The sequence below is a fragment of the Erysipelatoclostridium sp. An173 genome, from assembly GCF_963931465.1.
GTDB lineage: Bacteria > Bacillota_I > Bacilli_A > Erysipelotrichales > Coprobacillaceae > Thomasclavelia > Thomasclavelia merdavium.
The window spans coordinates 1,628,798-1,644,208 of sequence record NZ_OZ007017.1 but is presented as its reverse complement, the minus strand read 5'-3'; the positions used below and the strand labels follow the sequence as shown (position 1 = coordinate 1,644,208).

Annotated in this window: 14 protein-coding genes and 1 pseudogene; 11 read left to right on the top strand and 4 right to left on the bottom strand. The window is 31.1% G+C overall.

Features of this window, described 5'->3' with window-relative positions; genetic code table 11:
- Nucleotides 1-273: 273 nt before the first annotated feature.
- Nucleotides 274-552 (bottom strand): annotated as a pseudogene (locus tag ABGT36_RS08270) (IS3 family transposase); the annotation flags it as partial.
- Nucleotides 553-1,232: 680 nt separating this feature from the next.
- Between ABGT36_RS08270 and ABGT36_RS08265 the strand changes: the two are divergent.
- A complete protein-coding gene (locus tag ABGT36_RS08265; RefSeq protein WP_346677624.1) occupies nt 1,233-1,724 on the top strand; it encodes a DUF7000 family protein in 492 nt (163 codons plus the stop codon).
- A gap of 89 nt (nt 1,725-1,813) precedes the next feature.
- Nucleotides 1,814-2,368 (top strand): GyrI-like domain-containing protein, encoded by a 555-nt coding sequence (locus ABGT36_RS08260; RefSeq protein WP_346677623.1) that lies wholly within the window; start codon nt 1,814-1,816, stop codon nt 2,366-2,368.
- Between the two features lie 36 nt (nt 2,369-2,404).
- Here the strand turns inward: ABGT36_RS08260 and ABGT36_RS08255 are convergent, their stop codons facing one another.
- The gene (locus ABGT36_RS08255) at nt 2,405-2,707 is read right to left on the bottom strand and encodes a hypothetical protein (protein ID WP_346677622.1); all 303 of its coding nucleotides are present in this window, start codon (nt 2,705-2,707) and stop codon (nt 2,405-2,407) included.
- Between the two features lie 171 nt (nt 2,708-2,878).
- On the opposite strand from ABGT36_RS08255, the gene ABGT36_RS08250 reads away from it, so the two are divergent.
- Nucleotides 2,879-4,885 (top strand): phosphotransferase, encoded by a 2,007-nt coding sequence (locus ABGT36_RS08250; protein WP_346677621.1) that lies wholly within the window; start codon nt 2,879-2,881, stop codon nt 4,883-4,885.
- A 30-nt stretch (nt 4,886-4,915) separates the two neighbouring features.
- Here the strand turns inward: ABGT36_RS08250 and ABGT36_RS08245 are convergent, their stop codons facing one another.
- The gene (locus tag ABGT36_RS08245; protein ID WP_346677620.1) at nt 4,916-5,755 is read right to left on the bottom strand and encodes a metallophosphoesterase; all 840 of its coding nucleotides are present in this window, start codon (nt 5,753-5,755) and stop codon (nt 4,916-4,918) included.
- 175 nt (nt 5,756-5,930) lie between these two features.
- Here ABGT36_RS08245 and ABGT36_RS08240 point away from each other — a divergent pair, with 175 nt between their 5' ends.
- The 6 genes from ABGT36_RS08240 to ABGT36_RS08215 all read left to right on the top strand — a co-directional run bounded on the left by ABGT36_RS08240 (nt 5,931) and on the right by ABGT36_RS08215 (nt 11,886).
- A complete protein-coding gene (locus ABGT36_RS08240; protein ID WP_346677619.1) occupies nt 5,931-6,764 on the top strand; it encodes a MurR/RpiR family transcriptional regulator in 834 nt (277 codons plus the stop codon).
- A gap of 137 nt (nt 6,765-6,901) precedes the next feature.
- Nucleotides 6,902-7,801 (top strand): N-acetylmuramic acid 6-phosphate etherase, encoded by a 900-nt coding sequence (murQ, locus tag ABGT36_RS08235; RefSeq protein WP_346677618.1) that lies wholly within the window; start codon nt 6,902-6,904, stop codon nt 7,799-7,801.
- Nucleotides 7,802-7,813: 12 nt separating this feature from the next.
- Entirely contained in the window at nt 7,814-8,146 is a 333-nt protein-coding gene (locus ABGT36_RS08230; protein ID WP_346677617.1) for a hypothetical protein, read from the top strand.
- A gap of 15 nt (nt 8,147-8,161) precedes the next feature.
- On the top strand, nt 8,162-9,505 hold the full coding sequence (locus ABGT36_RS08225) for a PTS transporter subunit EIIC (protein ID WP_346677616.1): 1,344 nt from the start codon (nt 8,162-8,164) through the stop codon (nt 9,503-9,505).
- 49 nt (nt 9,506-9,554) lie between these two features.
- The gene (locus ABGT36_RS08220; RefSeq protein ID WP_346677615.1) at nt 9,555-10,466 is read left to right on the top strand and encodes a BadF/BadG/BcrA/BcrD ATPase family protein; all 912 of its coding nucleotides are present in this window, start codon (nt 9,555-9,557) and stop codon (nt 10,464-10,466) included.
- Entirely contained in the window at nt 10,459-11,886 is a 1,428-nt protein-coding gene (locus tag ABGT36_RS08215; protein WP_346677614.1) for a glycoside hydrolase family 1 protein, read from the top strand. The genes ABGT36_RS08220 and ABGT36_RS08215 overlap by 8 nt, the downstream gene beginning before the upstream one ends.
- A 422-nt stretch (nt 11,887-12,308) precedes the next feature.
- On the opposite strand, the gene ABGT36_RS08210 is transcribed toward ABGT36_RS08215, so the two are convergent.
- Nucleotides 12,309-13,199, bottom strand: coding sequence for a PHP domain-containing protein (locus ABGT36_RS08210; protein WP_346677613.1), 891 nt, complete (start codon nt 13,197-13,199; stop codon nt 12,309-12,311).
- A 323-nt stretch (nt 13,200-13,522) separates the two neighbouring features.
- On the opposite strand from ABGT36_RS08210, the gene ABGT36_RS08205 reads away from it, so the two are divergent.
- Nucleotides 13,523-14,356: an oxidoreductase gene (locus ABGT36_RS08205; protein ID WP_346677611.1), complete on the top strand. Its 834-nt coding sequence runs from the start codon at nt 13,523-13,525 to the stop codon at nt 14,354-14,356.
- A gap of 31 nt (nt 14,357-14,387) precedes the next feature.
- A complete protein-coding gene (locus tag ABGT36_RS08200) occupies nt 14,388-15,368 on the top strand; it encodes an aldo/keto reductase (protein ID WP_346677610.1) in 981 nt (326 codons plus the stop codon).
- The last annotated feature ends 43 nt before the right edge of the window (nt 15,369-15,411 follow it).

Sequence of the window (15,411 nt, the reverse complement as noted above, 5' to 3'; positions counted from 1 at the left end):
TTTAATAAAAATATTTAAGTAGAGACGTGTTATAATGTCTTGATAAAATAGGAACATTTTATCAGCACGCTCTACTTTTTTATTTGAAGATATTTACCAATTATTCGATTTTGGTGAAAAATTGGTACCAGAATTAACATATTCGTACCAATTGGCAAAACAACTTTTATGCAATATAGTTGTGAAAGTATTTTGTACATTTGTCATTTGTTTGTACCTACTGAAACTTAATAAACGTTATAAATGGATTGTCAACACTTTTTTGGACAATTTCTATGAGAACATCCTAAATTCAATTGGTGTTTTATAGTCAAGTGAGCCATGTATCCTCACATTGTTATACCAGTTTACATAATCAAATAATTCAAGTTCTAGTTCCTCAAAACTTTCAAATCTTTTATTAAACGCAAACTCTGTTTTGATGATTTTGTATGTCGCTTCTGCAACTTCATTATCATAGGGGCAGCCTTTATGACTTAATGATCTTCTGATATCAAATGTTTCGAGCGCTTCTTCAATGATCCTATTTTTGAATTCATTTCCACGATCCGAACTATACCGAATTCGGTATAGTGCCGATCGAGGGGTGCACTATACATCCAAAAAATATAAAAAGCTAACTAAAAAAATGAAGAGAAGCTATTCGCGAAAAGGGACACCATGGGATAATGCATGTATAGAATCATATCACGCATTAATAAAAAGAGAGTGGTTAAACAGATTTAAGATAACAAATTATGAACATGCATATAGATTAGTATTTGAATACATAGAAGGATTCTATAATACGATAAGGGTACATTCACATTGTGATTTCAAATCACCAAATGAATATGAATACAACTATCTAATCAGTAACAATTAATTAAATTTCTCATATTTATGTAGTCCGAAATCTTGACATAGTACCAGTTTGCCATGTGATGGTTGTGGCCATAATACATTAAGAAAATCATGTCAGAACTGTTCAATATATAAATGTGATAAAAAAAGCGATTTTGTTATGAATGTCACAGTTATCCTTGTTTAAGATTAAAAAATCTAGATAAAAGATATCGTCATAAATATCATATGAGCATGTTAGAAAATTTGGAATATATTCAAAAATATGGACTTGAAAAATTTGTGACTTGGCAAAAGGAAAAATACAGATGTCATCATTGCGGACATCTTAAAACAGTTCATCAAGGTGTTTGTCTTTATTGTGGAAAAGTAGATGAGGTGGAAAATTAATGAAATTTGATCGGCAATTATTTTTAGAATATAAAAATCTAATGAAGACGACTTCGATTCAAGCGGCCTATCAGCAAATTCTTGATTTACTCAAATATATCTTTACAACATTACAAAAAGAAATGAAAGACTATGATTTTCATCCACGGATTGTTGAAAATAAAATGGATTTTTCTTATTTTCAGATAACCAATCAAAAATTAAAAGATAAGGGTTTAAAAATCCAAATAGTTTTTATTCATTCAACATGTCGCTTTGAAATCTGGATGTCTGGATACAACCGAAAAATTCAAAGTAAATATGATAATCTTATTTCTTTGAATCGATGTCCTTTCATAACGTGTGAGGATCCTTATCGTAATGATTTTATTGCTAAAATCGCTGTTGATGATATGGAAGATCCTACGTCATTAAAAATGATTACACAAATGAAACATTATATTAAATTACTAGAAGAATATTTTTTATCTTTAGAAAAAACAAAGATATGATAAAGGAGAAAGAAAATGGTCTTTGATTATAAAAAGAGTATAAAGAATTATATTTATCTAAAAAAATGGCTATTGTTCATATACCAAAAATGAATTATATTGCGGTGCGGGGGAAAGGTAATCCTAATGATGAAAATGGTGTTTATCGTCAATCGATTCCTTTGTTATACGCAATAGCTTATACAATTAAAATGAGTAAAAATACTACTTACCATATAGCGGGATACTTTGATTTTGTGGTGCCTCCGCTAGAAGGATTATGGTGGCAAGAAGGAATCAAAGGTGTTGATTATTTGCATAAAGAAAAGTTTAGTTTTATTTCAATGATTAGATTACCGGATTTTGTTACTCAAGAAGATTTTAATTGGGCTATCGATCAGGCAACGAAAAAGAAAAAAATGGATTTTTCACAAGTTGAATTTTTTTCGTACGATGAAGGAACATGTGTACAATGTATGCATATAGGACCTTATGATGATGAACCGGCTACAGTTGCATCAATGCATCAGTTTATGGAACAAAAAGGATATCAATTGGATATCAACGATCAGCGAATGCATCATGAAATTTATATTAGTGATCCACGAAAAACTGATCAATCCAGATTGAAAACGATTATTCGTCATCCAGTTAAAAAAATATAATGATAAAACACAGGAACATTTACTGATCCTGTGTTTTTAAATAAAATGTGTATGTTTTGTTTTCCACTTTTTCACAGCGATACATACCCAAAAACCGTAAATACCAAAAGTAATAATAGTCAGCAGTAGCCATTTTATCCAGTGTGCATATAGATTAAGTACAGTGCCATCAAAATATAGTCTTTGACCATTAATGACAGTATGGTTAATTTCCCAGTTATAAATTAGCCATATGGCCCATGGAGCACCAATACCTAAGGTACAGACTGTAAGCAGAAAACCAAATAATTTATAACCGATTAACTGTAATAACCCACCATCAAAATATGAATCGATCATTATTGTTATCTCCTTATTAATGATATATAAATAATATAAGGAAAGTTCTTGGTTTATGCAAATATAATGTATCATTATTTTTTGATTTATTATGAACACATAGATTTTTGTCTTTAATAAATGTATAATAAGATTTACGTAAAAATATATAATTGTAAAGGAAAAAAGAAAATGAAGAAACCAGTATTAGTTATAATGGCAGCAGGAATGGGAAGTCGCTATGGAGGATTAAAACAAATTGATCCAATTGATGATCAAGGGCATGTGATTATCGATTTTTCCATCTATGATGCAATAAGAGCAGGATTTGACAAAGTCATTTTTGTCATTAAAAAAGAAAATGAAAAAGAATTTAAAGAAGTCATTGGTAAAAGAGTAGCAAAATTGATTGAAGTAGAATATGTCTGTCAAGATTTATATAACATACCTGATGATTACTATGTACCTTTGCAAAGAGTGAAACCGTGGGGAACAGCTCATGCTGTTTTGTGCTGTAAAGATGTTATTGATGGACCTTTTGCAGTGATCAATGCTGACGATTATTATGGTATGGATGCATTTATGAAAATTTATCGCTTTTTATCAGAAGAACATGAAAAAAATAATTATGCTATGGTGGGATACTACTTAAAGCATACATTGACTAAACATGGCCATGTTGCACGTGGTATTTGTTCTTGTGATGAAAATAACAATTTAACTGATGTGATAGAAAGAACACGTATCGAAAGACATGATGATCATATCGTTTACTTTGATAATGATGATCATTCGTGGCATGAATTATCAGGTGATTCATTGGTTTCAATGAATATATGGGGTTTTACACAATCATTTTTAAACGAACTCCAAATCGGTTTGAATGATTTTTTAAATCAAACATTAAAAAATGATCCTTTACAGGGAGAATATTTTTTGCCATCTGTGGTTAATGGAATGATTCATGAACAAAAGGCAAATGTATCGGTTCTCGTATCAAATAACCAGTGGTATGGAATGACTTATAAAGATGATAAAAAAGATGTAATGGCAGCCATTGCTGATTTAAAAAAACAGGGTATTTATCCTGAAAAATTGTGGTGTGGACAAAGTGAGGCACTATTTCACTTTGATTTAGATGGATATGTTATTAAAAGTATACCGTTTGGCAATGGGCATATCAATGATACATATTTAGTAACAATAAAAAAAGATAATGATGTAAACTATCATGTTATTTTACAGAAAATGAACAAAACTGTTTTTACAAAACCACAAGAATTAATGGAAAATATTGTTAATGTAACATCTTTTTTGCGTCAAAAGATTATTGAAAATAATGGAGATCCAGAGCGTGAAACACTTAATGTTGTTTTAACCAAGGATCAAAAACCATATTGTATCGATTCTTTTGGAGAATATTGGCGTTGTTTTTATTATATAGAAAATGCAACTAGTTATGATCTGGTGCAAGATCCACAAGATTTTTATCAAAGTGCGCTTGCGTTTGGTCATTTTCAGAATCTTTTGGCAGACTATCCTGCCACGACACTTCATGAAACAATTCCGGGATTTCATGATACGAAAGCACGTTTTGCTGTATTTAAAAAAGCGGTACAAGAGGATGTGTGTCATCGCGCGACCAAGGTTAAAAGAGAAATTGATTTTGTTTTAGCACACGAACATTTAGCACATATTTTTGGTGATTTGTTAGAAAAGGGCGAATTACCGCTTCGTGTGAGTCATAATGATACTAAATTAAATAATATCATGATTGATAATGAAACTCATCAGGGCATTTGTGTCATTGATCTTGATACGGTCATGCCAGGACTGGCAATGAATGATTTTGGTGATTCGATTCGTTTTGGTGCTAGTACAGCTTTAGAGGATGAGCAGAATCTTGATAAAGTTTGGTGTGACATGGAACTGTTTGATATCTATGCTAAAGGATTTATTGAAGGCTGCAATGGTAAGCTTACAAAAAAGGAAATTGAATTGTTGCCTATGGGGGCATTAGTTATGACTTATGAATGTGGAATGAGATTTTTGACAGATTATTTACAGGGTGACATTTATTTTAAAATACATCGTCCAGATCATAATTTAGATCGCTGTCGCACTCAGTTCAAACTGATTGAAGATATGGAAAATAAATGGCAGCAGATGAATGATATCATCAAAAAATATCAGCAATAAAAAAAGAGAAAATTCTCTTTTTTTTGCTTTTTATAAATAAATCGTAAAAACAGCAATTTCAGGTACAACACCCAATCTTGCAGAAATATGCGTTGTACCAATACCGGTGTTAACGTAAAGATTGGTTTTATCATTAAGTTTATACATACCTCCGGTATATTTACTGGCATATGAAGTAGAAGAAGCTGCTTTTTGACTTATAGCGGGAAGTAGAGGAATATCAATCTGACCACCATGGCTATGTCCGCTTAAGATAAGATCGTATCTATATTCACTAAATAAGTCAGTGGTATCAGGCTCATGGCTCAATAGAATTTGGTAATCATAGTTAGTGTGATGAACATCAGGCATTTTGGCGTTGCTAAAAATGCTATCATCTAATCCCGTTATTAATATTTGTTTATCGTTGTCAGTCGATATGTAATAATTTTGATTTTTTAAAATAGTCCATCCGGAATTTTCTATAATGTTTTCATATTCACGACTTGCTCTGCCACCATAATCGCGATTTCCCCAGATGGCTATTTTGGCATATTTAGCCTTAATTTTTTGCAATTGATTTATTATGTTTATATTATCATTGTACTTGGCATAATTATCGTATAGGTCACCTGTAAAAATAACAATATCGGGGTCTTGTTGATTGATATGATTGACGATATTGTCAAGATTTTGATAAGTGAAATCTTCTTTGATATGTGTATCAGAAAATTGAACAATTTTCAGCTGATTAGAACTAGTTTGATTAATTTCAAATTCATTAATAGTAAGACGGTATGGTTCAATTTGAAAAGCATAAAAGAGGCATCCACCAATAATTAAACATAATAATATCGTGATTTTAAATATATATTTGATGATTTTTATCATTTGATTAGTCCTTCTATGATATATTAAAAATGTATGTATAGTTTATATTAGCGTAATTGTTAGTAAATGCAAAGTTAATTTTTATTTTTTTATAATCATTAGGTATATCAAATGATTACAAAGATATGATAGTAATTTAGGAAAGGGATGTTATAATAAAAATAGGTGATAAAAAATGAATTGTTTAGTACAGATCAAAGAAGCACAAAATAGTTATACATCGACAGAAAAACTGATAGCAGATTATATTTTAGAGCACACTCAAGATGTTTTGAACTTTTCAGCTCAGCAGTTAGGAGATGAAAGCCGGACTTCGGCTGCTGCAGTAATTCGTTTTTCAAAGAAAATTGGATATAAAGGCTTTACGGAAATGAAGATGAGTCTGGCACAGTCGCAACAAACAAATCATGATGAAATAGATATTATTATTAATACTAATGATGATATTTCTACACTTGTTGATAAATGTTGTCGTATGAATATGAGTACTGTTTTAAAAACGTATCAGCTTATAAGCGAGCAGTATTTGGAAACTGCGGTTCAGTTGCTGATAGAAGCAGATGTCATTTATTTATTTGGAGTAGGTGGATCAGCAATCGTTGCAAATGATTTACAGCAGAAACTGATTCGTATCGGTAAAAAAGTGATTTATAATGATGATCTTCATGTTCAGATGACGTTTGCCGAAAGTATGACAAATCATGATGTCGCTATTTTTATTAGTTATTCAGGAACAACTAAAGGATTGGTTGACATGGCAAAACTGTTGAAATCAAAAAAAATTAATGTTATTTCTATTACTCAGTATACACAGAATCCAATTGGCAAAAGCAGCAGTGTTAATTTGGTAGTTCCTTGTGAAGAGAAAAGTTTACGTTTAGGAGCCATTTCTTCGCGTATTTCATCTTTGGTTATTACTGATTTATTGTATTATGGAGTTTTTAAAGATGATCTCGAAAGAAATAAACAAAAATTAATAGAATCAAGAAAAATTGTATCAGAAATATAAGTCAAGGAATTCCCTTGGCTTTTTATATTTCAAGAAAGAAAAACAATATATAAAATAATATTTCAAAAATAATGAAATATATATTGAAATATTATTTCAAGAGTGTTATACTTTTTTTGGAAGGAGGGAAGAGAAAGATGAAGATTAATAAACTGGATACAGAAAAAGTCAATCAGGAATCATTACATATTGATGAAATGGATACACTATCTATTTTACAAACAATCAATAATGAAGATCAAAAAGTTGCAATAGCGGTAAAAGACGTCTTGCCAGAAATTGCTAAAGCGGTTGACTGTATCTGCAAAAAAATAAGTTGTGGTGGCAGATTGATTTATATGGGTGCAGGTACATCTGGAAGACTGGGAATTTTGGATGCTTCTGAATGTCCTCCAACTTATGGAGTTGAACCTACCCTTGTTCAAGGATTAATTGCAGGGGGAAATCAGGCTTTGACAACAGCTATTGAGGGTGCTGAAGATTCACAAGAACTGGCCATTCTTGATTTGAAGTCAATTCAGTTAAATTCCAATGATGTTGTCTGTGGAATTGCTGCCTCAGGAAGAACGCCATATGTCATAGGTGGTTTAAACTACGCTAGAGATCTTGGATGTTCAACCATTTCGATTTGTTGTGTTCATCAAGGAATTATCTCGCAATATGCTAATTATCCTATTGAAGCTGTAGTGGGTCCAGAAGTCGTGACAGGCTCAACTAGGATGAAAGCAGGAACTGCACAAAAAATGATTCTTAATATGCTTTCAACTGCAACAATGATTAAAATGGGAAAAGTATATGGAAATCTGATGGTAGATGTTCAACCAACTAATGAAAAGTTAAAACAGAGAGCTGTTTCGATTGTATGTCAGGCAATTGAAGTATCAGAAGATATTGCTTTAAAATTATTGGACGAATGTCATTATAATGTTAAAGTTGCCATTTTAATGGGTTTAACAGGGAAAAATGAAACAGAGTGTTTAAATGCATTAAAAAGCCATCAGGAAAATATAAGTAAAACAATTAAAAGTTTTCAATAAGGAGTAAGAATAATGAGGAAATATGTAGTCAATGATGCAAAGAATAAAAAATATAAAAATGTATTTGGTGTAACTGATTATGATATACCTATGTTTGGGTTTAAAAGTGCACTATTTATCTGTTTTATGACTTTAACAACATTGCTTATTTGTGTCAATGTTTGCGCTTTGTTACATATCAACAGCTTTTTGCCTAATGCTATTATTACTGGAATTGTTAGTGGTTATAGTGTTGCTTTTGCACAGTTTTTTATCGAAAGTAAAAAGAAATTGTGTAAAGAATTCTATATAGTTGGCACTTTGATGAGCTGTATGGCGTTCTTCATTATTTTCATTTTTAAATAAATAGGAGGGAAAAGAATGTTTGAAAAGCTTTCTAATTTGATTGAAGGTCGTTTAGCTGGACCTTTAGAAAAATTATCAAATCAAAGACATTTACGAGCTATTCGTGACGGTATCATCGCAACATTGCCATTAATCATCGTTAGTTCTTTGTTAATGGTTATCGCATTCTCTTATAATCAGATGCCAGAATCTTGGGCGATTAGACAAGTAATTCAAAATAATGCGGTTGCAATTTTATTACCATATAGAATGTCAATGTATATCATGACATTATACGCTGTTTTTGGAATCGGATATTCACTTGCTAAATCATATGATTTAGATGGTTTAAGTGGAGCTATTATGGCAGAACTGACATTTTTATTGACAGTAGTGCCTGTATCTATTCCAGAAGTGACAGAATCAATTTCTGCATTAGCCAGCAAAAATGCTGAATTAAATACTTTCTTAAATAGTTTACCATCTGGCTATGTGATTCCGGCAGAAACACTAGGATCAGCAGGAATGTTTATCGGAATTCTTTCGGCGTTTATTGGTGTTGAAATTTATCGTTTTACACAAGTAAAAGGAATAAAAATTACGATGCCAGCTGCAGTACCACCTGCTGTTGCTCGTTCATTTGAATCATTAACACCAACAGTTATTATTATTTTAGGTGTTTCTACAATTACTATGTGGTTAGGTATTGATGTTCATTCAATCGTCGGTAATTTGATTAAACCATTGGTTAATGCTACTGATACGCTACCTTCAACTTTATTGATTATCTTCTTGATCATGTTTTTCTGGTCATTTGGTATTCATGGGGATTCAGTAGTAAGTTCTCTTGCTAGACCAATTTGGTTGATTTTGCTAGATCAAAATACAGCAGCAATTGCTTCTGGACAAGCAGCAACACATATTGGTGTTGAACCATTTTTGCAATGGTTTGTTCATATCGGTGGATCAGGTGCAACATTAGGATTAGCAATTTTATTCTGTGTAAAAGCAAAATCAAAATATGGTAAAACATTAGGTAGAACAACAATTTTACCTTCAGTATTTAATATTAATGAACCAATGATTTTCGGTGCACCAATTGTATTGAATCCAATGTTATTAATTCCATTTATTATTATTCCGTTAGTTTTAGCAACTATTGCTTGGATAGCAACAGCTATGCATTGGGTTAATTGCGCAGTCACTGTTGCACCATGGACTTTACCAGGTCCAATTGGAGCATATCTAGCTTGTGGTGGTGACTGGAGAGCAGCAGTATTAAATGTAATCTTAATTTTAATTTCAGTGATTATGTATTATCCTTTCTTTAAAATGTATGATGATAAAATGGTAGCTGAAGAAAAAGCACAAGAACAATAGAGAAGAAGGTTTTCCTTTTTCTCTTTATCTTTATAAAGTAGGTGAAGTGATGAAATATATCGGAATCGATGGTGGTGGTACAAAAACAAAATTTGTTCTTTTTAATGAAGATGGACAAAAAGAAAAGGAAGTACTTAAACCATCAGTACATATTTTAAATCAGTCAAAAGAAAATTGTATTCAGTATCTAAAAGAAGGCGTTGAAGAACTTGATCCGGATAAAGATGCATTTGTCATTGCTGGACTGGCAGGATATGGTCAACAAGAAGAAGTCAGACATCTGATTGATGATGTCTGTGTTCAGGCATTTGCACCTAGAAAATATAAAATTTACAGTGATGTTGAAATTGCGATGCAGGGAGCGTTAGATGGACACGATGGTATCGTTGTTATTGCTGGAACAGGATCAATTGCATTATCTTCAATTAATGGCCGACTAAAACGCTGTGGTGGCTGGGGCTATCAGCTTGGTGATGAAGGAAGTGCTTATTGGATTGCTAAAAAAATGTTGTCTATCTATTGTCAAGAAATTGATGGTAGACTAGAAAAAACGATATTATATGATTTAATTAAGAAAGAATGTCATTTACAAAATGATTACGATATTATTACTTATATGAATCAGTTGAATCATGATCGTCGTGCTATTGCCTCACTTGCTAAAATTAATGGATTAGCTGCACAAAAAGGTGATATTCAAGCTTTAGCTATTTATCGAGAAGCAGCTAATGAAATTAGTCAGCTTATTAAAACTCTCGCTCAAGATTTTACCGAATTTGTTTATGTTTCTTATATCGGTGGTGTTTTTCGCTCTGGTGAAATGATTTTACAGCCATTAAAAGAACAATTATCATCGTTATCGTGTCAGTTGATGGCTCCGATTCACACACCGGAGTATGGCGCTTTTATTTTAGGAAAGAAAGAGTACGATATAAAAGAAAAGAGGAAAGAAAATGAGTAAAAAAATACTTTGGGGTGGTGCAACAGCTTCAAGTCAGTATGAAGGAGCTTATGATATAGATGGTAAAGGCCTTGATACTCAAGATTGTCGACCATATATCCCTAGAACAGAAAATGCAACAACTAAAACACGTTTGTTAAGTTATGATACAATAGCCGAAGCAAAACAATGCCAGGGAGTGGGACATTATCCTTTCCGTCAAGGAAGTGATGGTTATCACCATTGTCAAGAAGATTTAGATCTAATCAAAGAATTAGGATTAGATGTCTATCGTTTTTCTATTTCATGGTCAAGAATATTTCCGCATGGTGATGAATTAGAACCTAATGAAGAAGGGTTGAAATATTACGATCATATCATTCATGATTTAAAAGCTGCGGGAATTAAAATTTTCTTGACAATGAATCATTATGCTGTACCACTTTATTTGGTAGAAAAATATGGTGGCTGGACAAATAGGAAAACAGTTGACTTCTATGTTCGTTTTGCAAAAACAATTTTGTCACGTTGGAAAGATGATATCGATTTTTGGTTACCGTTTAATGAAATCAATGCCGGTTATTTCAGCCCATATAACGGAGTTGGACTAGTCAAAGAAGAAAATGCTCCATATGATCAATCTTTAGTCTTCCAATCATTACATCATCAATTTATAGCTAGTGCTAAAACCATTGCTTATGGTCGAAAGATTGGCGTAAAAGGACAATTTGGTTGTATGATATCATGTTTTTGTTATTATCCATTAACAGCTAAGCCAGAGGATAATATGAAACTTGTTCATGATGAAAATGTTAATCAGTGGTTCTGTAGTGATGTATTAGCAAGAGGTTATTATCCTTCTTATATGCCTAGATTTTTCAAAGAAAGAAATATTCACGTGCATATGGAAGAAGAGGATGCAAAACTTTTAAAAGATAATACTTGTGATTTTGTTTCGTTTTCATATTATTCATCAAGTGTTGTAACAATCGATGAAGCACCACAGACAGCTGGTAATCTTGTTGTGACTACAAAAAACCCATATTTGAAAGCAACTGAATGGGGTTGGCAAATTGACCCAATTGGTATGCGGATTACTTTAAATAAAGTTTATGATCGCTATCAAAAACCAGTAATTGTTTCGGAAAATGGTTTAGGAACCAATGATATATTAGAACAAGATTATCAGATTCATGATAGTTATCGTGTAGAATATCTTCAGCAACATTTTGACCAAATTATGGAAGCTGTAGAAGATGGCGTTGATGTTTTGGCTTACTGTATGTGGGGAATCATTGATATTGTTTCAGCTGGAAGTTGCGAGATGAAAAAACGCTATGGTGTTATTTATGTCGATGCTGACAATGAAGGAAATGGAACCTATAATCGTTATAAAAAAGACAGTTTTTACTGGTATCAATCATATATAAAAAATCATTAAAAAGGAATCAAACAGATTCCTTTTTTTATAAATAAGAGCCAGTGATAATCATGATAGACAATTTGGAAATGAAAAAATTTGCTAGCTACCAATTTCTTTCCATGTTTTCTTAATATATGAGCAAGTGACAATAAAACGAAAATCTGTCTGGCTGTAAAAATCAACATCCTTGAATTCCAATTGAAAGCCAAGCAAAGTATGGCAGAATATAATTGATATACATACAATAATAAATATTAATGTATTATATAAGAAATCTTATACAAATTTTAATATTATTTTGAATTATTTGGATAATAACAAAATATGTGGATATTAAATTTAATAATATATAGCTAAAAACCTTAAAGAATTAAAAAACGAGAATAGATAATTTAGTGATTTTAGCTCAAAAATTTTTCTACTTTCACGATTAAAAAAAATCAATCTAAAATGTGATCTAACATGCGTATTTTTTGTTGATCAGTTACATGAAAATCTTCGTTTAACAACCCAATCATTGGGTGGATTTGATCAGTGAAATGATAATCTGATCCCATTGTAATGAATAAGTGTTTATTTTTTGCTATTTTCTTCCAGCGTTCAATTTCATTGATCTTATTAAAATGTTTATCAATATATATATAAATAGCTTCTAAACCATCAGCATTCATATCATCTAGTAATGACAATAATTCTGTTAATTGTACATTGTCTTCATATTGATAACAAACTGGATGAGCTAAAACAACTTTACCACCAGCCTTTTTGATTAATTCGCTTGCTTTTATCGGGGTGATAGATTTTTTTTCTATAAAAGCAGGACAACCTTCGTTCATCATTTCTTCAATAAATTCTCCATAAGATGGGATATGTTGAAAATAATGAAAAAGTAATTTGTTATTTTTTTCATTATTTATTACATCTTTGGCGATATGTGCTTTTGTTACAATATCAATTTTTTTTAGTTTATCTAGGCTTATATGAAAACCTAATGATTCTAATTTATAACTTACGTCATATAGATAGTCGATTCTTGCATTCTTAATAGATTTTAAAATATTATTGAGTTCATTGTTTTTGATGTCAATATTATATCCTAAGACATGAAATGTTTTATGATTGATCTTTGTTGATATTTCTATTCCTGTAATGATTTGAATATTATATTTTTTTGCATATGAATAGAATTCTTTTGTATAGGCATCAATTGAATCATGATCAGTAATTGAGATTGCATTTATTTTATTTTGTTTTGCTAGATCTAAGATTTGGTTTGGAGTTAATTTTCCATCAGAACAAGTTGTATGAATATGTAAATCAATATTGAACATAGTATAGCCTCCTTAAAATATTTAAATAAAAGTGAGAAATCATAGATTAAACTAATTCATTTAATTTTAAAATAAAGTTTTTCGCACTTTAAAATTGGTTGTAAAAAATATATTTAATTAAATATATTATAGCATTCACTAAAATGGAGTGAAGTAAATTATTAGATGATGAGATTTATATTTAAAAGAAGTTTCAAAATTAATTAACCGAATTTTCATAATACTAATGAAAATAGATAAAAATTTATAAAAATCTATTGACTTAGAGTTCACTATAAATACTAGAATATGATTAAAGTCAGACATAAATAGGAGGAATAAAAATGAAAACATGGTTAATTACAGGATGTTCAAGTGGTATTGGAGCAGGTATTGCTAAGGCAGTATTAAAAAGTGGTGATCAAGCAGTTGTAACTGCTAGAAATAAAGATAAAGTTATGGATATTGTTAAAGATTATCCTGATACAGCTTTAGCGGTATCATTAGATGTTTGTGATAATGAAAGTATTAAAAATGCAGTAAAAGAAGCAAATGAAAAATTTGGAGCAATTGATGTATTAGTAAATAATGCGGGATATGGTTATCGTTCAGCAATTGAAGAAGGAGAAGTTGAAGCAGTTCAAACATTATTTAATACTAATGTATTTGGTCCAGTTGAATTAATGAAAGCTGTATTACCTGGAATGAGAGCTCAAAAATCAGGTTTTATCATTAATGTAACATCAATTGCTGCTGCTAGATCAGCAATTGGTTCAGGATATTATGCTTCATCAAAAGCAGCATTGGAATTACTTACAAATGGTTTAATGAAAGAAGTTGCTCCATTAGGAATTAAAGCAATGGTTGTTCAACCTGGTGCTTTTAGAACAAGATTTTATGATGGTGAATCATTAAAAGGATCAGCTACTGAAATTGGTGATTATGCTCAAACTGCAGGTAAAACAAGAGTAGGACGATTTGAAAATAAACATGCCCAACCTGGTGATCCTGACAAAGCTGGTGAAGTTATTGTTAAAGTGGTAAATGGTGATGAACAACCTGAAATTTTATCATTAGGTAGTGATGCTGTAAAAGCGGTAAAAGCAACTTTAGAAGCAAAATTAGCTGAATTAGATAAGTGGGCTGATGTATCAGCTTTAAGTGATTATGATAAATAATATAGTTTAAATAGTTGAGGTGGAGGAAATTATGAGAAAAGTACAATTAGGAAAAACTGATATGTATGTTAATGTAATTGGTTTAGGGTGTATGGGGTTATCACACGCAAGTGGAACACCAACACCAAAAGATGAAGCAGTAGAAATTTTGAAAAAAGCTCATGAAATTGGATATGATTTTTATGATACTGCTGAATGTTATACAGGTGTATATCCTGATGGATCTATTAGTTATAATGAAGAAATTGTTGGTGAAGCAATTAAAGATTTTAGAAAAGATGTCATTTTATGTACAAAATTTGGAGTAACTCATAAAGGTGACCACTTAGAATTAGATAGTTCTCCAGAAAAAATTAGAGCATCATTAGAAGGTTCTTTAAAAAGATTACAAACAGATTATGTTGACATTTATTATCAACATCGTATCGATCCTAAAGTTGAACCAGAAGTTGTTGCTGGGGTTATGAAAGAATTAATTGAAGAAGGAAAGATTCGTGCCTGGGGAATTTCTGAAGTTAACGAAGAGTATTTAAGAAGAGCTCATACTATTTGTCCAGTAACTGTTATTGAAAATAGATATTCAATGATGGCTAGATGGCATGAAAATTTAATGCCAGTATGTAAAGAATTAGGAATTACTTATGTTGCTTTTTCACCAATGGCTAATGGAGCATTAACAGGTGCTTATCAATCAAAGAAAGATTTTGGAAATGGTGATCAGGATTTTAGACCTGATATGCCTCAATATAGTGATGAAGGAATTAAAAAGACTAATGAATTATTAGAAGTAGTTGATAAAATTGGTGCTAAACATAACGCTAATAGTGCGCAAATGTCACTTGCATGGATGATCAATAAATATGATTTTATTATCCCAATTCCTGGCTCTAGAAAAATAGAAAGATTAAAATCTAATTTTGAAGCCGGAAATGTTGAATTAAGCGAAGAAGAAATTAAAGTTATTGATGATAAATTAAATTCAATGGAATTTAAAGTATTTGGTGGACATTAATATCATTAGTAAAACCGCTGTAACAAGTTGTTGCAGCGGTTAT